Here is a 15,957-nt window from a genome sequence, read left to right as displayed (position 1 = left end):
TCCCAAGGTATGGAATGAAAATTCCGAATTGACGGCTCTTTAGAACCTATGTTTCATTATTGGTATTCCAAGGCCAATTGGCTGTCCAATCATAATCCGGGAGACGCTCAATGCCAGAGGCGGGGTCCGACCCTATCCTCGACGTCGTGACCATCGGCCGTTCGTCGGTCGATCTCTACGGCAATCAGATCGGCTCGCGGCTGGAGGACATCTCCTCCTTCGCCAAGTCGGTGGGTGGTTGCCCGGCCAATATCGCGATCGGCGCGGCGCGGCTCGGCCTACGCTCGGCGTTGATCACCGGCGTTGGCGACGAGCAGGTGGGCGGTTTCATCCGCGAACAGCTGGCCCGCGAGGGCGTCGTCACCGACGGCGTCAAGATCGACAGCGAGCGGCTCTCCGGCCTCGTCCTTCTGTCGGTGGAGAGCGACACCAGCTTTCCCCTCCTCTTCTACCGCGAAAACTGCGCCGACATGGCGCTGACCGAGGCCGATATCGACCCGGCGCTGATCGCCTCGGCCAAAGCGATCGTCGTCACCGGTACGCATTTCTCGCGCGACGGTGTCGCCGCCGCCCAGTTCAAGGCGATCGAGATTGCCCGAGCCGCCGGCCGCAAGGTCGCCTTCGACATCGACTACCGACCGAACCTCTGGGGCCTCGCCGGCCACGCCGCCGGCGACCAGCGCTTCATCATGTCGGAGCGGGTGTCGGAACACCTGCAGACGGTCCTCCCCCATTGCGACCTGATCGTCGGCACCGAGGAAGAGGTGCTGATCGCGGGCGGTGGCGACGATGTCGTCGCCGCGCTCCGCAAGATCCGTTCGCTCTCCGGCGCGACCATCGTCCTCAAGCGCGGGCCGATGGGCTGCGTCGTCTTCACCGACGCGATCCCCGACGACCTCGACACCGGCATCGTCGGCAAGGGCTTCCCGATCGAGGTGCATAACGTGCTCGGCGCCGGCGACGCCTTCATGGCCGGTTTCCTGCGGGGCTGGCTGCGCGATGAGCCGATTGCGACCGCGGCGACCTGGGCCAATGCCTGCGGCGCCTTCGCCGTCTCGCGCCTTCTTTGCGCCCCGGAATACCCGACCTGGGAAGAACTGAACTGGTTCCTCGACCACGGCAGCAGCTATCACGCGCTCCGCCACGATCCCGTCCTCAACCACATCCACTGGGCGACCACCCGGCGGCCGCAGCCGGAGGGACTGATGGCGCTGGCCATCGACCACCGCATCCAGTTCGATGCGATGGCCGACCGCGCCGGGGTTTCCCGCGACCGGATCGCCGACTTCAAGGTGCTCGCTGTCGCCGCCGCAGCGAAGGTCGCCGACGGCCGTCCTGGCTTCGGCATGCTGCTCGACGAGACCCATGGCCGCGACGCGATGACCGCGGCCGCCGCCCATCCCCTGTGGATCGGCCGGCCGGTCGAGTTGCCGACCTCGCGGCCGCTCCGCTTCGAGTTCACCCAGGATATCGGCGGCCGGCTGGCCGAATGGCCGGTCACCCACACCGTCAAGTGCCTCGCCTTCATGAGCCCGCAGGACGACGCGGCCTTGATGACCGAGCAGATCGAGAAGCTGCGCACCCTCTATGACGCCGCCCGCGCCAATCACCTCGAACTGCTGATCGAGGTGATCTCCAGCAAGCAGGCGCCGCTCGACGACACGACCACCGCGACGATGCTGGAGGCGATCTATGCCGCCGGCATCAAGCCCGACTGGTGGAAGCTCGAAGCCCAACCGACCTCCGACGTCTGGGCAGCGATCGAGACCGTCATCGCCGGGGCCGACCCGTGGTGCCGGGGCGTCGTCGTCCTCGGCCTCGATGCGCCCGCCGAGGAATTGCAGGCCGCCTTCGCCCGCGCCGCCGACATCGGCATCGTCAAGGGCTTCGCCGTCGGCCGCACCATCTTCAACCCCTGCGCCGAGAAATGGCTGCGCGGCGAGATCGACGACGACGCGGCGATCGCCGACATGGCCACCCGCTTCGGCGACCTGGTCGCGACCTGGACCGACCTTCGCGCCAACCGCGCGGCTTGAAACCCGCCACACGTTGCGTCAGACCGGGTAGCCGGGAGGATCATCGACCATGTCACATCTGCATATGCGCCAGTCGGCGCCGGACGCCCTCAAGCGCACGCTCCACATCACGCCGGAAAGCGCCGGCTGGGAGTATGTCGGCTTCGACCTGCACAAGCTTGCCGCCGGCGAAACCGTCACCGTCGAGACCGGCGACCGCGAGGTCTGCCTCGTCTTCCTCACCGGCCGTGGCACGGTCACGGCGGCCGGCGAGGACCTTGGCACCGTCGGCGAGCGGATGAGCGTCTTCGATGGCAAGCCGTGGTCGGTCTATGTGCCGGCCGGTGCGCAGTGGACGGTGACGGCCGAAACAGATGTCGAACTCGCCGCCTGTTCGGCGCCCGGCAACGCCGGCAGCCACCCGCCCCGGGTCATCGCGCCCGACAGCCATGAGGTCATGGTCCGCGGCAAGGGCAACAACGTCCGCCACGTCACCGACATCATCAACGAAACCGATCCGGCCGACGGCCTGCTGGTCGTCGAGGTCATCACCCCGGCCGGCAACGCCTCCAGCTACCCGCCGCACAAGCACGACCGCGACGCCTTCCCGGAGGAGACCCGGCTCGAGGAGGTCTATTACCACCGCCTCAACCCGCCGCAGGGTTTCGGCTTCCAGCGCGTCTATACCGACGACCGGTCGCTCGACGAGGCAATGACCATCGAGGATGGCGACGCGACGCTGGTGCCGCGCGGCTACCACCCCTGCGCCACCGTCCACGGCTACGATCTCTACTATCTCAACGTCATGGCCGGTCCGCGCCGCCAGTGGCGCTTCTTCAACGACCCCGCCCACGAGTGGATGCTGAAGGACTGAGCCGGCCCCGACCCCGCCTCACCCCACCGGCACGTCCCAGATGTCGCGGGCATATTGGCGGATCGTCCGGTCGGCGGAGAACCACGCCATGTTGGCGGTGTTGCGGATCGCCTTGGCCTGCCACGACGCCGGCTCGCGCCAGATCGCGTCGACCTCTCGCTGCGCCCTGCAATAGGCGTCGAAGTCGGCGGTGACCAGGAAGCCGTCGGTGGTCATCAGGTTGTCGACGAGGTCGCGATAGCGATTGCGGTCGTCGGGCGAGAAGACCCCGTCAGCGATTGCCTCGATCACCGTGCGCAGGCGATCGTCGGCGCCGATGATGGCACGCGGGTTATGGCCGGCGCGCCGCTGCGCGGCGACCTCGTCGGCGGTCAGCCCGAAGATGACGATATTGTCCGGCCCGACCCGCTCGCTGATCTCGACATTGGCGCCGTCGAGCGTGCCGATGGTGATCGCGCCGTTCAGCGCCAGCTTCATGTTGCCGGTGCCGGAAGCCTCCATGCCGGCGGTCGAGATCTGCTCCGACAGGTCGGCGGCCGGGACGATCGTCTCGGCGAGGCTGACATTGTAGTTCGGCAGGAAGACCACCTTCAGCAGGCCGCGCACCGCCGGATCGTTGTTGATTACCCTGGCCACGTCGTTGATCAGCCGGATGATCTGCTTCGCCGTCCAGTAGCTCGCCGCCGCCTTGCCGGCGAAGATCTTGACCCGCGGCGCCCAGTCCCGCTCCGGGTGCATCCGGATCTGGTTGTAGACGGCGATGGTCTCGAGGATGTTGAGGAGCTGGCGCTTGTATTCGTGGATGCGCTTGATCTGGACGTCGAACATCGCGTCCGGATCGACCGATACGCCGACGGTCGAGCGGATCACCTCGGCCAGTTGCATCTTGTTGGCCCGCTTGATCGCCGCGAAGCGTTCCTGGAAGGCCGCGTCTTCGGCAAGCGCCCCGGCCTCGACGAGGCGATCGACATCGTCGAGCACCGCCGGCCCGATCGCCTCGACCAGCAGGTCGATCAGCCCGGGATTGGCCTGCATCAGCCAGCGCCGCAGCGCGATGCCGTTGGTCTTGTTCTCGATCCGCTCCGGGTAGAGCCGGTGGAGGTCCCGGAACACGGTCTCCTTCATCAGTTCGGTATGCAGCGCCGAGACGCCGTTGACCTTGTGCGACCCGACAAAGGCAAGCTGCCCCATCCGCACGCGGCGGCCGTGATGCTCGTCGATCAGCGACAGCGAGGCCAGCAGGTCGGCATCGGCGTCGAGGGACTTCCGCGCCGACTGCAGCAGGCGGGCGTTGATCTCGTAGATGATCTGCATGTGGCGCGGCAGCAGCCGCTCCATCAGCCCCACCGGCCAGCTCTCCAGCGCCTCGGGCAAGAGGGTGTGGTTGGTGTAGCTGATCGTCCCCCGGGTGATCGCCCAGGCCTTCTCCCAGGGAATGTCGTGCAGGTCGACAAGCACCCGCATCAGTTCGGCGACGGCGACCGAGGGATGGGTATCGTTGAGCTGGATCGCGACCTTGTCGGGAAGGTTCTCGACCGTGCCGAACTGCTTGAGGTGGCGACGCAACAGGTCCTGCAGCGAGGCGGAAACGAAGAAATATTCCTGCCGGAGCCGCAACTCCTGGCCGGCCACCGTCGAGTCCGCCGGGTAGAGCACCCGGGTGATGGTGTCCGCCCGGGTCAGGTCGGCAAGGGCCGCGACGTGGTCGCCGCGGTTGAAGTCGTCGAGGTGGATCTGGTTGACCGCCCGCGCGCTCCACAGGCGAAGCGTGTTCACCCGCGCCCCGCGCCAGCCGACGATCGGCGTATCATAGGCGATGGCGAGGACCTTCTCCTGCGGCTGCCAGCGCTGGCGCACGGTGTCGCCGGCCATGCCGTCGCTCTCCACCGTCCCGCCGAAGCCGATGTCATAGGCCGCCTCGCGCCGCTCGAATTCCCACAGGTTGCCGTCCGACAGCCAGTCCTCGGGCAGCTCGATCTGGTTACCGTCCTTGATCTCCTGGTGAAAAAGCCCGTGGACGTAGCGGATGCCGTAGCCGTAGGCCGGGATACCGACCGAGGCCATGCTCTCCATGAAGCAGGCGGCAAGGCGCCCGAGCCCGCCATTGCCGAGCGCCGCGTCGGGCTCCAGCGCCTCGATCGCGTCGAGGTCGACACCGAGACTGTTCAGCGCCTCGGCGATCGGCTCGACCAGCCCGAGATTGGACATCGCGTCGCGCAGCAACCGGCCGATCAGGAACTCGACCGACAGGTAATAGACCCGCTTCGCCCCGGTCCGATAAGGCCCCCGCGTCGATTCCATCCAGCGGTCGATCGCCCGGTCGCGGACCACCAGGATCGTCGCGGCCAGCCAGTCATGTGGCTCTGCGACGATCGAGTCCTTGCCCACGGCATAGGCGAGCTTGTCGACAATCGCCGCCTTGAGGCTTTCGGCGTCGACGCGGCGCGGCTGCGGGTCGATGGCGTTCATCTCGTTCATGGTCATCAATCTTCTCTGGGGGACGGAGTACGGCGGCGACGATTCGCGTCATGCGCTAGGCAAGATTCGTGCCCTGACTTGAGGTTTCATCCGGCACGTCGGCATCGCTCAAGCCAGTCGTCCACCGGCGGCCAAAAGCCTGGCTTTTGGCACCCCCTGCCCCGGCGAATGCCTCGCCGGCCATTGCCTTCATGCGCGCGCGCCCCGATGTCCGGGCCTTCGTCCGAAGGCCCCGCGGCTGCCTATAGGCCTTCTTGGCGGTGGGATACAAGACCGCCGCCGCCCTGTCCCCGGCCGTCCGCCGTCACGAGAGCTCGAACGGCGCGAGCTTCACCCAGTCGAACGTGACCCCCGTCCCCGGTTCGTCGGGTGCGACCGCCATGCGGTTTTCGACCACCAGCGGCCGCGTCGTGTAGGCGTCGATCGGGAAGGAATGCACCTCCAGCCAGCCGGCGTTCGACTGCCCGGCCATCAGGCTGACATGCAATTCCTGCATGCCGTGGCTGCAGACCGGGATGCCGGCACGGCGCGCCAACTCGGCGACGCGCAGCCAGCCGGTGACCCCGCCGCAGTTCGATGCGTCCGGCTGGATAAACGACAGCCGGGAATGGGCCAGCGCCAGTTCGAACTCGGCGATCGTGTGCAGGTTCTCGCCCATCGCCAGCGGCATGCCGGTCGCCTCGGCGATCCGGGCGAAGCCGAAATAGTCGTCGGGCAGAGTCGGTTCCTCGAACCACACCAGGTCGAAGGGCGCGAAGGCTTCGGCCGCCGCGATCGCCTGGTCGACTGTGAGCGCATAGTTGGCGTCGACCATGAAGGCGACGTCCGGCCCGATCAGGTCGCGCACCGCCCGCACCCGGTCGACGTCCTCGGCGAGGTTCGGCTTGCCGACCTTGATCTTCACACCATCGAAGCCCCGCGCCAGGTAGCCGCGCACCGACTCGAGCAGCTTCGGCAGCGGAAAGCCGAGGTCGATGCCGCCGCAATAGGCGCGGCAGGCGGTCGCCGCCCCGCCGGCCATGGCCCGCAGCGGCTGGCCGCCCACCTTGCCGCGCAGATCCCACAGCGCGATGTCGACCGCCGAAATCGCGAAGGAAGCGATCCCGCCCCGGCCGACATAATGCACATGCCACTGCATCGCCTCGTGCAGTGCCTCGACATCGCCGGAATCCGCGCCGGCGAGCAGCGGCGCCAGGTCGTGTTCGATCATCGCCCGGACCGCGTGGCCGCCCCGGCCGCCGGTATAGGTGTAGCCCGTCCCCTCCGACCCATCGGCCAGCCGCACCGTCGCGGTCACGAGCTCGAAGTGGCTGTGGTCGCCATGCTTGGCGTCGCTCAGCACCTCGGCAAGCGGCACGGCAAAGAGGCGGGTTTCGATTTCACAAATGGCGGTCATACGGCGCTCCTGGCGGGGTGACCAGCCGGCAGACGGCCAGTGCCGCGGCAGGAGCCTAGCACATTGATCCCGCACCGCCGCCGGGCCTCGGTCCGTCCGTCAGATGACGAAGTCGCCCACTACGAAGTCGTGGTGATCGATCACGGCCTTCTTGCCGACGATCGCGACGAGTACCTGCTTGTCCCCGCCCTTGCCGTCAGCGTCGTAATATAACTCCTTGCCGCTCCGGATGATGTGGTCGTTGCCGTCCTTGGCCTTCGTCGCCTCGACGAATTCCTTCCTGCCGAGCGTCGGGCCGATCTCCGCAAACACCGCTGCGTCGAGAAGAAACTTGTCCTTGTTGTGCTTGAAGCCGACGACCTTGTCCGCATTCCCTGCGATCAGCGCGTCCGCGAAGACAAAGGTGTCGTTGCCGTCCCTGCCGACGAGTTTGTCCTTGCCGGGCCCGCCCGAAATGATGTCGTCGCCGGGCCCGCCGTCAAGCGTGTTGGCGGCCGCATTGCCGACCAGCGTATTGGCAAGGGCGTTGCCGGTGCCGTTGATCTTCGCGCTGCCGGTCAGCACCAGCTTCTCGACGCTCCCCTTCACATGGACCGCGTTGGCCAGGCTGAAGCTGATCGTCGCGCGCACGGTGTCGACGCCTGAGCCGCCATTTGCCTCGTCGATGACGTCGCCCGCATTGTCGACGACATAGGTATCGTTGCCAGGACCGCCGCGCAGTTGGTCGGCCCCCGTCCCGCCGTCGAGCGTGTCGTTGCCGGCGCCGGCCCGCAGCTCGTCGTTACCCCCCATGCCCTTGAGGACATCGGCAAAGGCGCTGCCGACATACTTGTCGGCGCCAGATGTCCCGGTCACGGTGACGCCTTTGGTGCGGGGATCGAGAAGCTGGGCCCGGGTCTCGTGGTTGGTGAGAAGCGCATTGCTCTCGTCCGTCCAGGAGATCACGACACGGCCATCGGCAAGGGTGGCGGCGGTCGAATGACACTGGCCGCCGCTGGTGACCGAATTGACAAGGATCTCGTTGCTGGTGGCAGCCCCGGACGCGGAAAAAGCCCGCGCCTTTATCGAGAGTGACGAGCCGTCGCCGCCGTTGGCGGCGTTCGCGTCTGTCGTCCAGGTGACGAGAAAGCCCCCGTCGAGCAGTCCAGTGACGTCCGGAAAATATTTGTTGCCGGCGGCGACCTGGGCAACCGTGAGGTCCCCGGTCAGCGCCGTCCCCGCGGCGCTGAAAAGCCGCGCCTCGATCCTGCCGGCATCCTCCCAGACCACCACGAAGCCACCGCCGACCAGCCCGGCGACGGCCGGCGTGGTCTGGTTGCCGGTCGTGCCCTGGTTGACCGCCTTCTCCCCCGTAACCACTGCGCCGGCCGACGAGAAGACACGCGCCCTGATGCCGCTTCCGTTGCCGTCGATGCCGCTGTCGTCCTGCCAGGCAATGACATAGTTGCCGCTGGCGAGGCGATCCACGTTGGGCGCCTTCTGGTCGCCTGCGCTGAACAGCGCTTCGGACGCGACAAAGGCCGGCGCAACCGCGACACCGGCGTTGTTGAATACCTGCGCTACGACGTTCTTTCCGGGGCGGCCGTAGGACGTCGCGTCGTCATCCCAAACGACCATATAGCCACCAAGCTGGCTGCTGGCGACGCCCGGGGAGTACTGATAGCCGGGCTGGTAGGACGGCGCCAGAGGCCCGGGCGTGGCGACCGGGGTGGAACCGGTGAGGTCGGGCAGCGAGGACGTCACCGCGACGTCGATAGGGTCACCCACCCCCGGGCCGATCTTGGAATAGGCTTTGACCAGTCTGCCGTTGCTGAGTTCCGCTATACCGCCATTCAGGTACGTTGCGCCGCCATTGACGCTCCCTGTCCCGATCGGGCCTGCGGTGGATGCGCCGAACCCATCATACACCCGGGCGAAGTAGCTGTAGGTCGGCGAATTGTTGAGATAGGTCAGGGCAAAGCCGCCGTTGGCGAGCCCCGTCGCCGCCCCGGCGTATTCGTGCCCGGTACCGGAACCGGGCTCTGTGCTGACGTGGAACTCCGAGCCGTATAACGCAAGCGCCATGGCCCATTACTCCTGAGCCGGTAACGACCGGCCCGCGAGACATACCAGAATCGCTACTTTCGAAACAGAGAATTGCGCGGATGAGGACGCGCGACCTCGCCATCCCGAGGTGCTACCCCGGCCTTGAGCCGGGGGAGCCTCGAAGGACGCGGCGACCACCGCCCGCCAGCCGGGGGAACCGGGCGGCCTCCTGGCCGCCCGGAGAACCCTACGGCAGCGTGTAGGCCGTCTTGACCGTGGTGAAGAACTCCGCCGCGTAGCGGCCCTGCTCGCGCGGGCCGTAGCTGGAGCCCTTCCGGCCGCCGAAGGAGACGTGATAGTCGACGCCGGCGGTCGGCAGGTTGACCATCACCATGCCGGCTTCCGAGTTCCGCTTGAAGTGGGTGGCGTGCTTCAGGCTGGTGGTGCAGACGCCGGAGGTCAGGCCGAATTCGGTATCGTTGGCCACCTCAAGCGCCTCGTCATAATCCTTGACCTTGATGACGCTGGCGACCGGCCCGAAGACCTCTTCGCGGTTGATCCGCATGTCGCGCTTGGTCTCGGTGAACAGCGCCGGCTGGAGGTAGAAGCCGGGCGTCTCGCGGTTCAGCCGCTCGCCGCCCCAATGCAGCTTGGCGCCCTCTTTCTTGGCGATGTCGATATAGCTCTCGTCCTGGTCGAGCTGGCTCTGGTCGACGACCGGGCCGATGTGGCTGCCCTTCTTCAGGGCGTGGTCGATGACAAGGCCCTGCATCCGCTCGGTCAGGGCCGCGACGAACTTGTCGTGGATGCCTTCCGTCACCACCAGCCGCGACGACGCGGTGCAGCGCTGGCCGGTCGAGAAATAGGCGCCGTTGGCGGCGCATTCGACAGCGGTCGCAAGGTCGGCATCGTCGAGCACGACCAGCGGATTCTTGCCGCCCATCTCAAGCTGGAACTTGCGCATCTGCTTGACCGAAGCCTCGGCGACCCGCTTGCCGGTGGCGACCGAGCCGGTGAAGGTCAGCGCGTCGACATCGGGCGAATCGAGCAGCGTCTGGCCGACGACCGAGCCGCGGCCCATCACCAGGTTGAGCACGCCCGGCGGCAGGCCGGCGCGGTTCAGGATGTCGACCAGCGCCCAGGTGGAGCCCGGCACGAGATCGGCCGGCTTCACGACGACCGTGTTGCCGTAGCAAAGTGCCGGGGCGATCTTCCAGGCCGGGATCGCGATCGGGAAATTCCACGGCGTGATGATGCCGACGACGCCGACCGCCTCGCGGGTAATCTCGACGCCGATGCCGGGACGAACGCTCGGCAACGTCTCGCCGGACAGGCGCAGGCATTCGCCGGCATAGAAGTCGAGGATCTGGCCGGCGCGGACCGTCTCGCCGATGCCCTCGGCGAGCGTCTTGCCCTCTTCCTGAGCGAGCAGCTTGCCGAGTTCGGCCCGGCGCGCCATCACCTCGTCAGAGGCGGTCTTGAGAATGTCGTGGCGTTGCTGGATGCCGGTCCGCGACCAGGCAGGGAAGGCATCCTTGGCGGCGGCGATCGCAGCCTGGGCGTCGTCGGCGCTGGCGCGCGCATAATGGCCGACGACCTCGTCGGTGTTGGACGGATTGTGGTTCGGCGCGGCTTCGCCGTCGCGCCATTCACCGGCGATGTAATTCTTGTGCAGCTCTTCCATGAACTCTCTTCCTGTTTGCGCAATGGTCGGGGACCATTCGCCCATCGTCGCGGGCGGGGTCGATGCCGGGGCAAGGCCCGGAAACTCTGCCGGGCGCCTGTCGGTCCGCGGCCTGGTAGCCTCGAACCGGCGACGGCGCCCCGGCGTGAAGTCGCGTCTGGATTGGACGGCCGTAACCTACCGCTTCGCCGTGACGAAGCAAGGCCGGCCGATCCGCGCCGGCTAAAGCGCCTTGACCGTCACCTTTTCCTTGCGGGCGGTCTTCAGCGGATTGGTCAGGGGCAGGCCGAATTCCGCCGCCTCGATCTCGAACACGTCGCCGGACTTCGTCTTCACCCCGGCCGCGAAGGAGAGCGTCGCCGTGCCGAAGGAATGGACATGGACGTCGCCCGGCCGGCGGAACCACGGATACTTGAAGTGATGATCCTCGAGATTGGCGATGGTGTGCGACATGTTGGTTTCGCCGGTCAGGAACGGCTGGTCGAAGATCACCTTCTTGCCGCGCCGGATGCGTGACGCGCCCTTGATGTCCTCCGGCAGGTCGCCGAGCAGCAGTTCCGGTCCGAAGGAGCACGGCCGCAGCTTCGAATGGGCAAGCCACAGGTAGTTCTGGCGCTCGACGACGTGGTCGGAGAATTCGTTGAGAAGCGCGAAGCCGATGCGGAACGGCGAACCGTCCTTGCCGATGATGTAGATGCCGGCGACTTCCGGCTCCTCGCCGGCGTCCTCGGCGAAAGCCGGCGATACCAGCGGCTCGCCCGGCGCCGCGACGAAGCTGCCGTCGCCCTTGTAGAACCATTCCGGCTGGACGCCTGCCCTGCCCCGCTTCGGCTTGCCGCCTTCGAGCCCCATGCGGAACATCCGCATCGAGTCGGTCAGCGTCTCTTCCTTCGCCTCGGCGACCTTGGCATGCATCGCGTCGCGGGTGGCGGCGGAGCCGAGGTGGGTGAGGCCGGTGCCGGTGACGATCAGGTGGGCCGGATCGGGGTGCTCGACCGGCGCGACGATGCGGCCGGCGTCGAGAAGCTTCTGCGGGTTGGCCTTCGCGCCCTTGCCGGCCTTGTCGACCATCGTCTCGATCGTCGTGTCCCTGGCGATCGCCGCCAGCGCCAGGTCGTAGACCGTGGCGTGGCCGGGGACGACCCAGGATTTGTCCCCGTCGGTCGCAACCACTTGCCTGCCGTTACGCCCCTTCTTGACTTGAATCAGCCGCATCCCGTCGTCTCCCGTTGGTGTTTCAGATATGTCTGCCGACCGCCCGTAGGGGCGTCAAGCGGTGTCAGGGCGATGTCTCGCCCTCGTTTCGCGTGATCCAGATGGCATCGAAAACGTTGCCCTTGGAATTGCGCAGGAGACGCCGCATTGCAAGAAATGCCTCTTCGCCGTTCCTCTGGCGGACGGCGTCATAGACTGCCCGGTGCTGGAGAACCGCGTCGTCTCCCATAACTGTCCGCCAGCCAAGGGAAAACGTGATTTCTAGCGCCGACTGGATCATTGCGCCGACCGAGCGCAGCATCGGGTTCTGGCAGGCCTCAAGCAGCGCCATGTGAAAGGCGATATCAGCCTTGATCTGCTCCGGGCTGCCGCGAACCTCGTTCTGGATTCCGTCCATCGCCGCGCCGATAGCCGCCAGTTCCTCGTCGGTCGCCCGCTCCGCCGCACGCGCCGCCGCCGCCGGCTCGATGATCTCGCGCATCTCGAAAAGCGCATGGATGAAGTCGTCGCCGGGATTCTGGTCAACGTGCCAGCGCAGCACTTCCGGGTCGAGCATCGCCCAGTCGACCCGTGGCCTCACCCTGGTGCCGATCTTCGGCCGGGAGACCGTCAGGCCCTTGGCCGAGAGCATCCGGATCGCCTCGCGCACGGCGGTGCGCGACACGCCGAATTCCGCCTGGATCTGCGGTTCGGTCGGCAACGTATCGCTAGGCTTATACGTACCCGAGACGATCCGCCGGCCAATCGTGCCGGCGACCATTTCGGACAGGCTGCCTTCGCTTTTCCGGTCAATTTCGGTTCGCATGTGACGAACGCTGCTCGCTCCCCTCGACCGTCACCGAGGTCCAGTCTTCTTGCGGAGCTTGGTCCATCTCAGGGCAACAGGCTTGATGAGCCCTATCATACTACTATTCGTTCCGCCGTTTCCAGTAGATAGCGACAGCGTCGCCTGCCGTGTACCGCATTCCCTTCACAATCCTGCCCACGAGGCGTGCAGTCTTCCAGTGGCGCGACGAACGCTTTCATAGTATGTTTTCAACGCCTGTCATTGACTCCAATTCTTCAGCCGGACCAGAACCGGCAATCGACAATCCGTGAGCCCGACGATAGCTTCGCGCGACACGCCGATGCTGATTCCGAAAGGCATTCCGGCAAGAGGGGAAACGCCACAGATGCAAGACAATCACAAGACCAAGCTGCGTTCGCAACTGTGGTTCGACAATCCTGAAAACCCCGGCATGACAGTGCTTTACCTTGAGCGCTACATCAATTACGGGCTGACGCGCGAGGAACTCCAGTCGGGCAAGCCGATCATCGGCATCGCCCAGACCGGCTCCGATCTCTCGCCCTGCAACCGGCACCATCTGGAACTCGCCAAGCGCGTCCGTGATGGCATCACCGCGGCCGGTGGTCTTTGCATGGAATTTCCGGTTCATCCGATCCAGGAGACCGGAAAGCGGCCGACGGCCGCGCTCGACCGCAATCTCGCCTATCTCGGCCTCGTCGAGCTTCTTTACGGCTACCCCCTCGACGGCGTGGTGCTGACGACCGGCTGCGACAAGACCACCCCGGCCTGCATCATGGCGGCGGCCACGGTCAACATCCCGGCGATCGTCCTGTCCGGCGGACCGATGCTGAACGGCTGGTGGCATGGCGAACGGACCGGCTCCGGCACGGTCGTCTGGAAGGCGCGCGAGCAGATGGCCGCGGGCGAGATCGACTACGAAGGTTTCGTGGACCTCGTCACCTCCTCGGTCCCCTCGGTCGGCCACTGCAACACCATGGGAACCGCGACGACGATGAACTCGGTGGCGGAAGCCCTGGGCATGAGCCTGCCGGGCTGCGCGGCGATCCCCGGCCCCCATCGCGAGCGCGGCCAGATTGCTTATGAGACCGGCAAGCGCGCCGTTTCAATGGTGTGGGAAGACCTCAAGCCGTCCGACATCCTGACCCGCGAAGCGTTCGAGAACGCGATCGTCGTCAACTCGGCGATCGGCGGCTCGACCAACGCGCCGATCCACGTCAATGCGATTGCCCGCCATATCGGCGTGCCGCTCGACGTCGAGGACTGGGAGACCGTCGGCCACAAGGTGCCGCTTCTGGTCAATGTCCAGCCGGCCGGCAAGTATCTCGGCGAAGAGTATCATCGGGCCGGCGGGGTTCCGGCCGTGGTCGGCGAACTGATGCGGCACGGCCTGATCCACGAAGGCGCGATGACCGCCAACGGCAAGACGATCGGCGAGAATTGCGCCGGCAAGCAGTCGGACGACCTTGACGTGATCATGCCGTTCGACAAGCCGCTGATGGAGAATGCCGGCTTCATCGTTCTTAAGGGCAATCTCTTCGATTCGGCGATCATGAAGACCAGCGTCATCTCCGAGGAGTTCCGGAAACGCTACCTGTCGAACCCCGACAGCCCGAACGCGTTCGAGGGCAAGGCGATCGTCTTCGAGGGTCCGGAGGACTATCACGATCGTATCGAGAACCCGGATCTGGGCGTCGACGAGAACAGCATCCTGTTCATCCGGGGAACCGGCCCGATCGGCTATCCGGGCGGCGCCGAAGTCGTCAACATGCAGCCGCCGGCCTCGCTGATCAAACGCGGCATCCACTCGCTTGCCTGTATCGGTGACGGTCGCCAGTCAGGCACGTCGGGATCGCCGTCGATCCTCAACGCGTCGCCGGAAGCGGCGGCCAATGGCGGCCTGGCGATTCTGAAGTCAGGCGATATGGTCCGCATCGACCTCAACAAGGGCGAGGCCAACATGCTGATTCCGGACGAGGAACTGGCGAAGCGCCGTTCGGAACTCGAAGCCGCGGGCGGATTCCCCTACCCCAAGTCACAGACGCCGTGGCAGGAAATCCAGCGCAGCATGGTCGACCAGTTCTCGGAAGGCATGGTGCTGAAACCGGCGATCAAATACCAGGATGTCGCACACGCCTCGGGACGTCTTCGCGACAACCACTGACGGCTGCTGCCTTCACCTAGCACGAACCTGGTCGGGCCCCGTTTTCGGGGCCCGGCGTCGTTCAGTGGGTGCGCAGCCACTCGCGGGCCGCACGCTGGGCGGCGGCGATATCGGTCTCGGAAAGTTCTTCGGCGATCTGCTGGCGGTGGTAGGCCGCTTCTGGATTGCCGCGAAGCGCCGCGAGATTGAACCACTTGTGCGCGGCGACGAGATCCGCCTCCCCGTCGAGCCCCGTAGCGTAGACGATGCCGAGGTTGAAGAGACCCTCGGCGTTCGGCTGCATCTCGGCCATGGTGGCCATCTCGGGCGAAGCCATTTCAAAACGTGCCATGATTATTCCCCATCCTGTTGTCCCCGGAAGAGGCGGATTTTTTGACGCCTCCCTGTCCTCTTCCCTGATGCCGAGTTTGGCGCGCATCCCTGAAAAGCTTCCTAAAAATCGAAATTAATTTTGGTCAAACAACCACTTAATGTCCGGTTAACTACGATGAACCTATCCGCGGGGATTCAACGGTTTGCGGGCGGACAGCGTTAACCGGCGAAGGTCGGCGTCAACCTTCGGTCAACCATGTCGCCAATCGCGAAGAAAAAACGCTAGGTTTTGAGCCAGGTGGGGGTCGGCAACATGACGTCGACCCTGCCCGGCTTGATAACCGCCATTCCGCGCGCGACCGCCGGGCGGGCGCCGACCGCGTCGAACCAGCGTTTCACGGCCGGGAAGTCGACAAGATCGATCCGGTGACGCGGATGGCGGGCCGCCCAGCAATAGATGGCGATGTCGGCGATGGAATAGTCACCAGCGACATAGTCCTGCCCCGTCAGTTGCTGGTCGAGCACAGAGTAAAGCCGCTTCGCGATTCCGTGATATCGCTCGATAGCGTAGGGAAATTCCTCCGGCGCCGACACGTTGAAATGATGCGCCTGGCCGAGAAACGGTCCAAAATTGCCGACCTGCCACATCAGCCACTGATCGACGGCGACGCACTGCCGCTCATCGTCGGTCGGATACAGCTTGCCGAACTTGCGGGCGAGATAGAGCATGATCGCGCCGGACTCGAAGATGGCGATCGGTTCGCCTCCGGGTCCATCAGGATCGCGGATCGCAGGAATCTGATGATGGGCGGAGATCGCCTCGAATTCCGGCGTCCACTGCTCGCGGCTGTTGATGTCGATGAAGGTAACGGCGTAGGGAACGGCAAGCTCCTCAAGCAGCACCGTGATCTTCCGCCCGTTGGGCGTCGACCAGTAGAAGACTTCGATGGGGTCTTTCGGGCTTGCGGCCAAGATATCCTCCAATCGTC

At 65.7% G+C, this 15,957-nt stretch carries 11 protein-coding genes; 3 read left to right on the top strand and 8 right to left on the bottom strand.

From position 1 onward, the window contains the following. Positions 1 to 110 precede the first annotated feature (110 nt). Positions 111 to 2,036, top strand: a complete 1,926-nt coding sequence (locus BLT60_RS04415) for a bifunctional 5-dehydro-2-deoxygluconokinase/5-dehydro-2-deoxyphosphogluconate aldolase (RefSeq protein WP_090875034.1) — start codon at positions 111 to 113, stop codon at positions 2,034 to 2,036. Positions 2,037 to 2,085: 49 nt separating this feature from the next. After that, positions 2,086 to 2,889, top strand: a complete 804-nt coding sequence (gene iolB / locus BLT60_RS04410; protein WP_090875033.1) for a 5-deoxy-glucuronate isomerase — start codon at positions 2,086 to 2,088, stop codon at positions 2,887 to 2,889. Positions 2,890 to 2,907: 18 nt separating this feature from the next. Here the strand turns inward: iolB and BLT60_RS04405 are convergent, their stop codons facing one another. The 6 genes from BLT60_RS04405 to BLT60_RS04375 all read right to left on the bottom strand — a co-directional run bounded on the left by BLT60_RS04405 (position 2,908) and on the right by BLT60_RS04375 (position 12,492). After that, complete coding sequence (locus tag BLT60_RS04405) at positions 2,908 to 5,367, bottom strand: glycogen/starch/alpha-glucan phosphorylase (RefSeq protein WP_090875727.1); 2,460 nt, start codon at positions 5,365 to 5,367, stop codon at positions 2,908 to 2,910. A 304-nt stretch (positions 5,368 to 5,671) separates the two neighbouring features. Further along, a complete protein-coding gene (locus tag BLT60_RS04400) occupies positions 5,672 to 6,763 on the bottom strand; it encodes a mandelate racemase/muconate lactonizing enzyme family protein (protein ID WP_090875032.1) in 1,092 nt (363 codons plus the stop codon). 99 nt (positions 6,764 to 6,862) lie between these two features. Further along, entirely contained in the window at positions 6,863 to 8,827 is a 1,965-nt protein-coding gene (locus BLT60_RS24920; protein ID WP_090875031.1) for a calcium-binding protein, read from the bottom strand. A gap of 208 nt (positions 8,828 to 9,035) precedes the next feature. Further along, entirely contained in the window at positions 9,036 to 10,472 is a 1,437-nt protein-coding gene (locus BLT60_RS04390) for an aldehyde dehydrogenase family protein (RefSeq protein WP_090875030.1), read from the bottom strand. Positions 10,473 to 10,694: 222 nt separating this feature from the next. Continuing rightward, a complete protein-coding gene (gene araD1 / locus BLT60_RS04380) occupies positions 10,695 to 11,687 on the bottom strand; it encodes an AraD1 family protein (RefSeq protein ID WP_090875028.1) in 993 nt (330 codons plus the stop codon). A gap of 64 nt (positions 11,688 to 11,751) precedes the next feature. Further along, a complete protein-coding gene (locus BLT60_RS04375) occupies positions 11,752 to 12,492 on the bottom strand; it encodes a FadR/GntR family transcriptional regulator (protein WP_090875027.1) in 741 nt (246 codons plus the stop codon). 367 nt (positions 12,493 to 12,859) lie between these two features. Here BLT60_RS04375 and BLT60_RS04370 point away from each other — a divergent pair, with 367 nt between their 5' ends. Then, positions 12,860 to 14,656 (top strand): IlvD/Edd family dehydratase, encoded by a 1,797-nt coding sequence (locus BLT60_RS04370; protein ID WP_090875026.1) that lies wholly within the window; start codon positions 12,860 to 12,862, stop codon positions 14,654 to 14,656. Positions 14,657 to 14,717: 61 nt separating this feature from the next. Here BLT60_RS04370 and BLT60_RS04365 read toward each other — a convergent pair whose 3' ends face one another. Both BLT60_RS04365 and BLT60_RS04360 read right to left on the bottom strand, forming a co-directional pair. After that, entirely contained in the window at positions 14,718 to 14,987 is a 270-nt protein-coding gene (locus BLT60_RS04365) for an SEL1-like repeat protein (protein WP_090875025.1), read from the bottom strand. Between the two features lie 263 nt (positions 14,988 to 15,250). Further along, the gene (locus BLT60_RS04360; RefSeq protein ID WP_244521145.1) at positions 15,251 to 15,940 is read right to left on the bottom strand and encodes a glutathione binding-like protein; all 690 of its coding nucleotides are present in this window, start codon (positions 15,938 to 15,940) and stop codon (positions 15,251 to 15,253) included. Positions 15,941 to 15,957 lie beyond the last annotated feature (17 nt).

The sequence above is a fragment of the Bauldia litoralis genome (genome assembly GCF_900104485.1).
In the GTDB taxonomy this organism is placed as follows: Bacteria; Pseudomonadota; Alphaproteobacteria; order Rhizobiales; family Kaistiaceae; genus Bauldia; species Bauldia litoralis.
The sequence above is the reverse complement of the archived record's forward strand: the minus strand, read 5'-3'. Positions and strand labels throughout refer to the sequence as shown.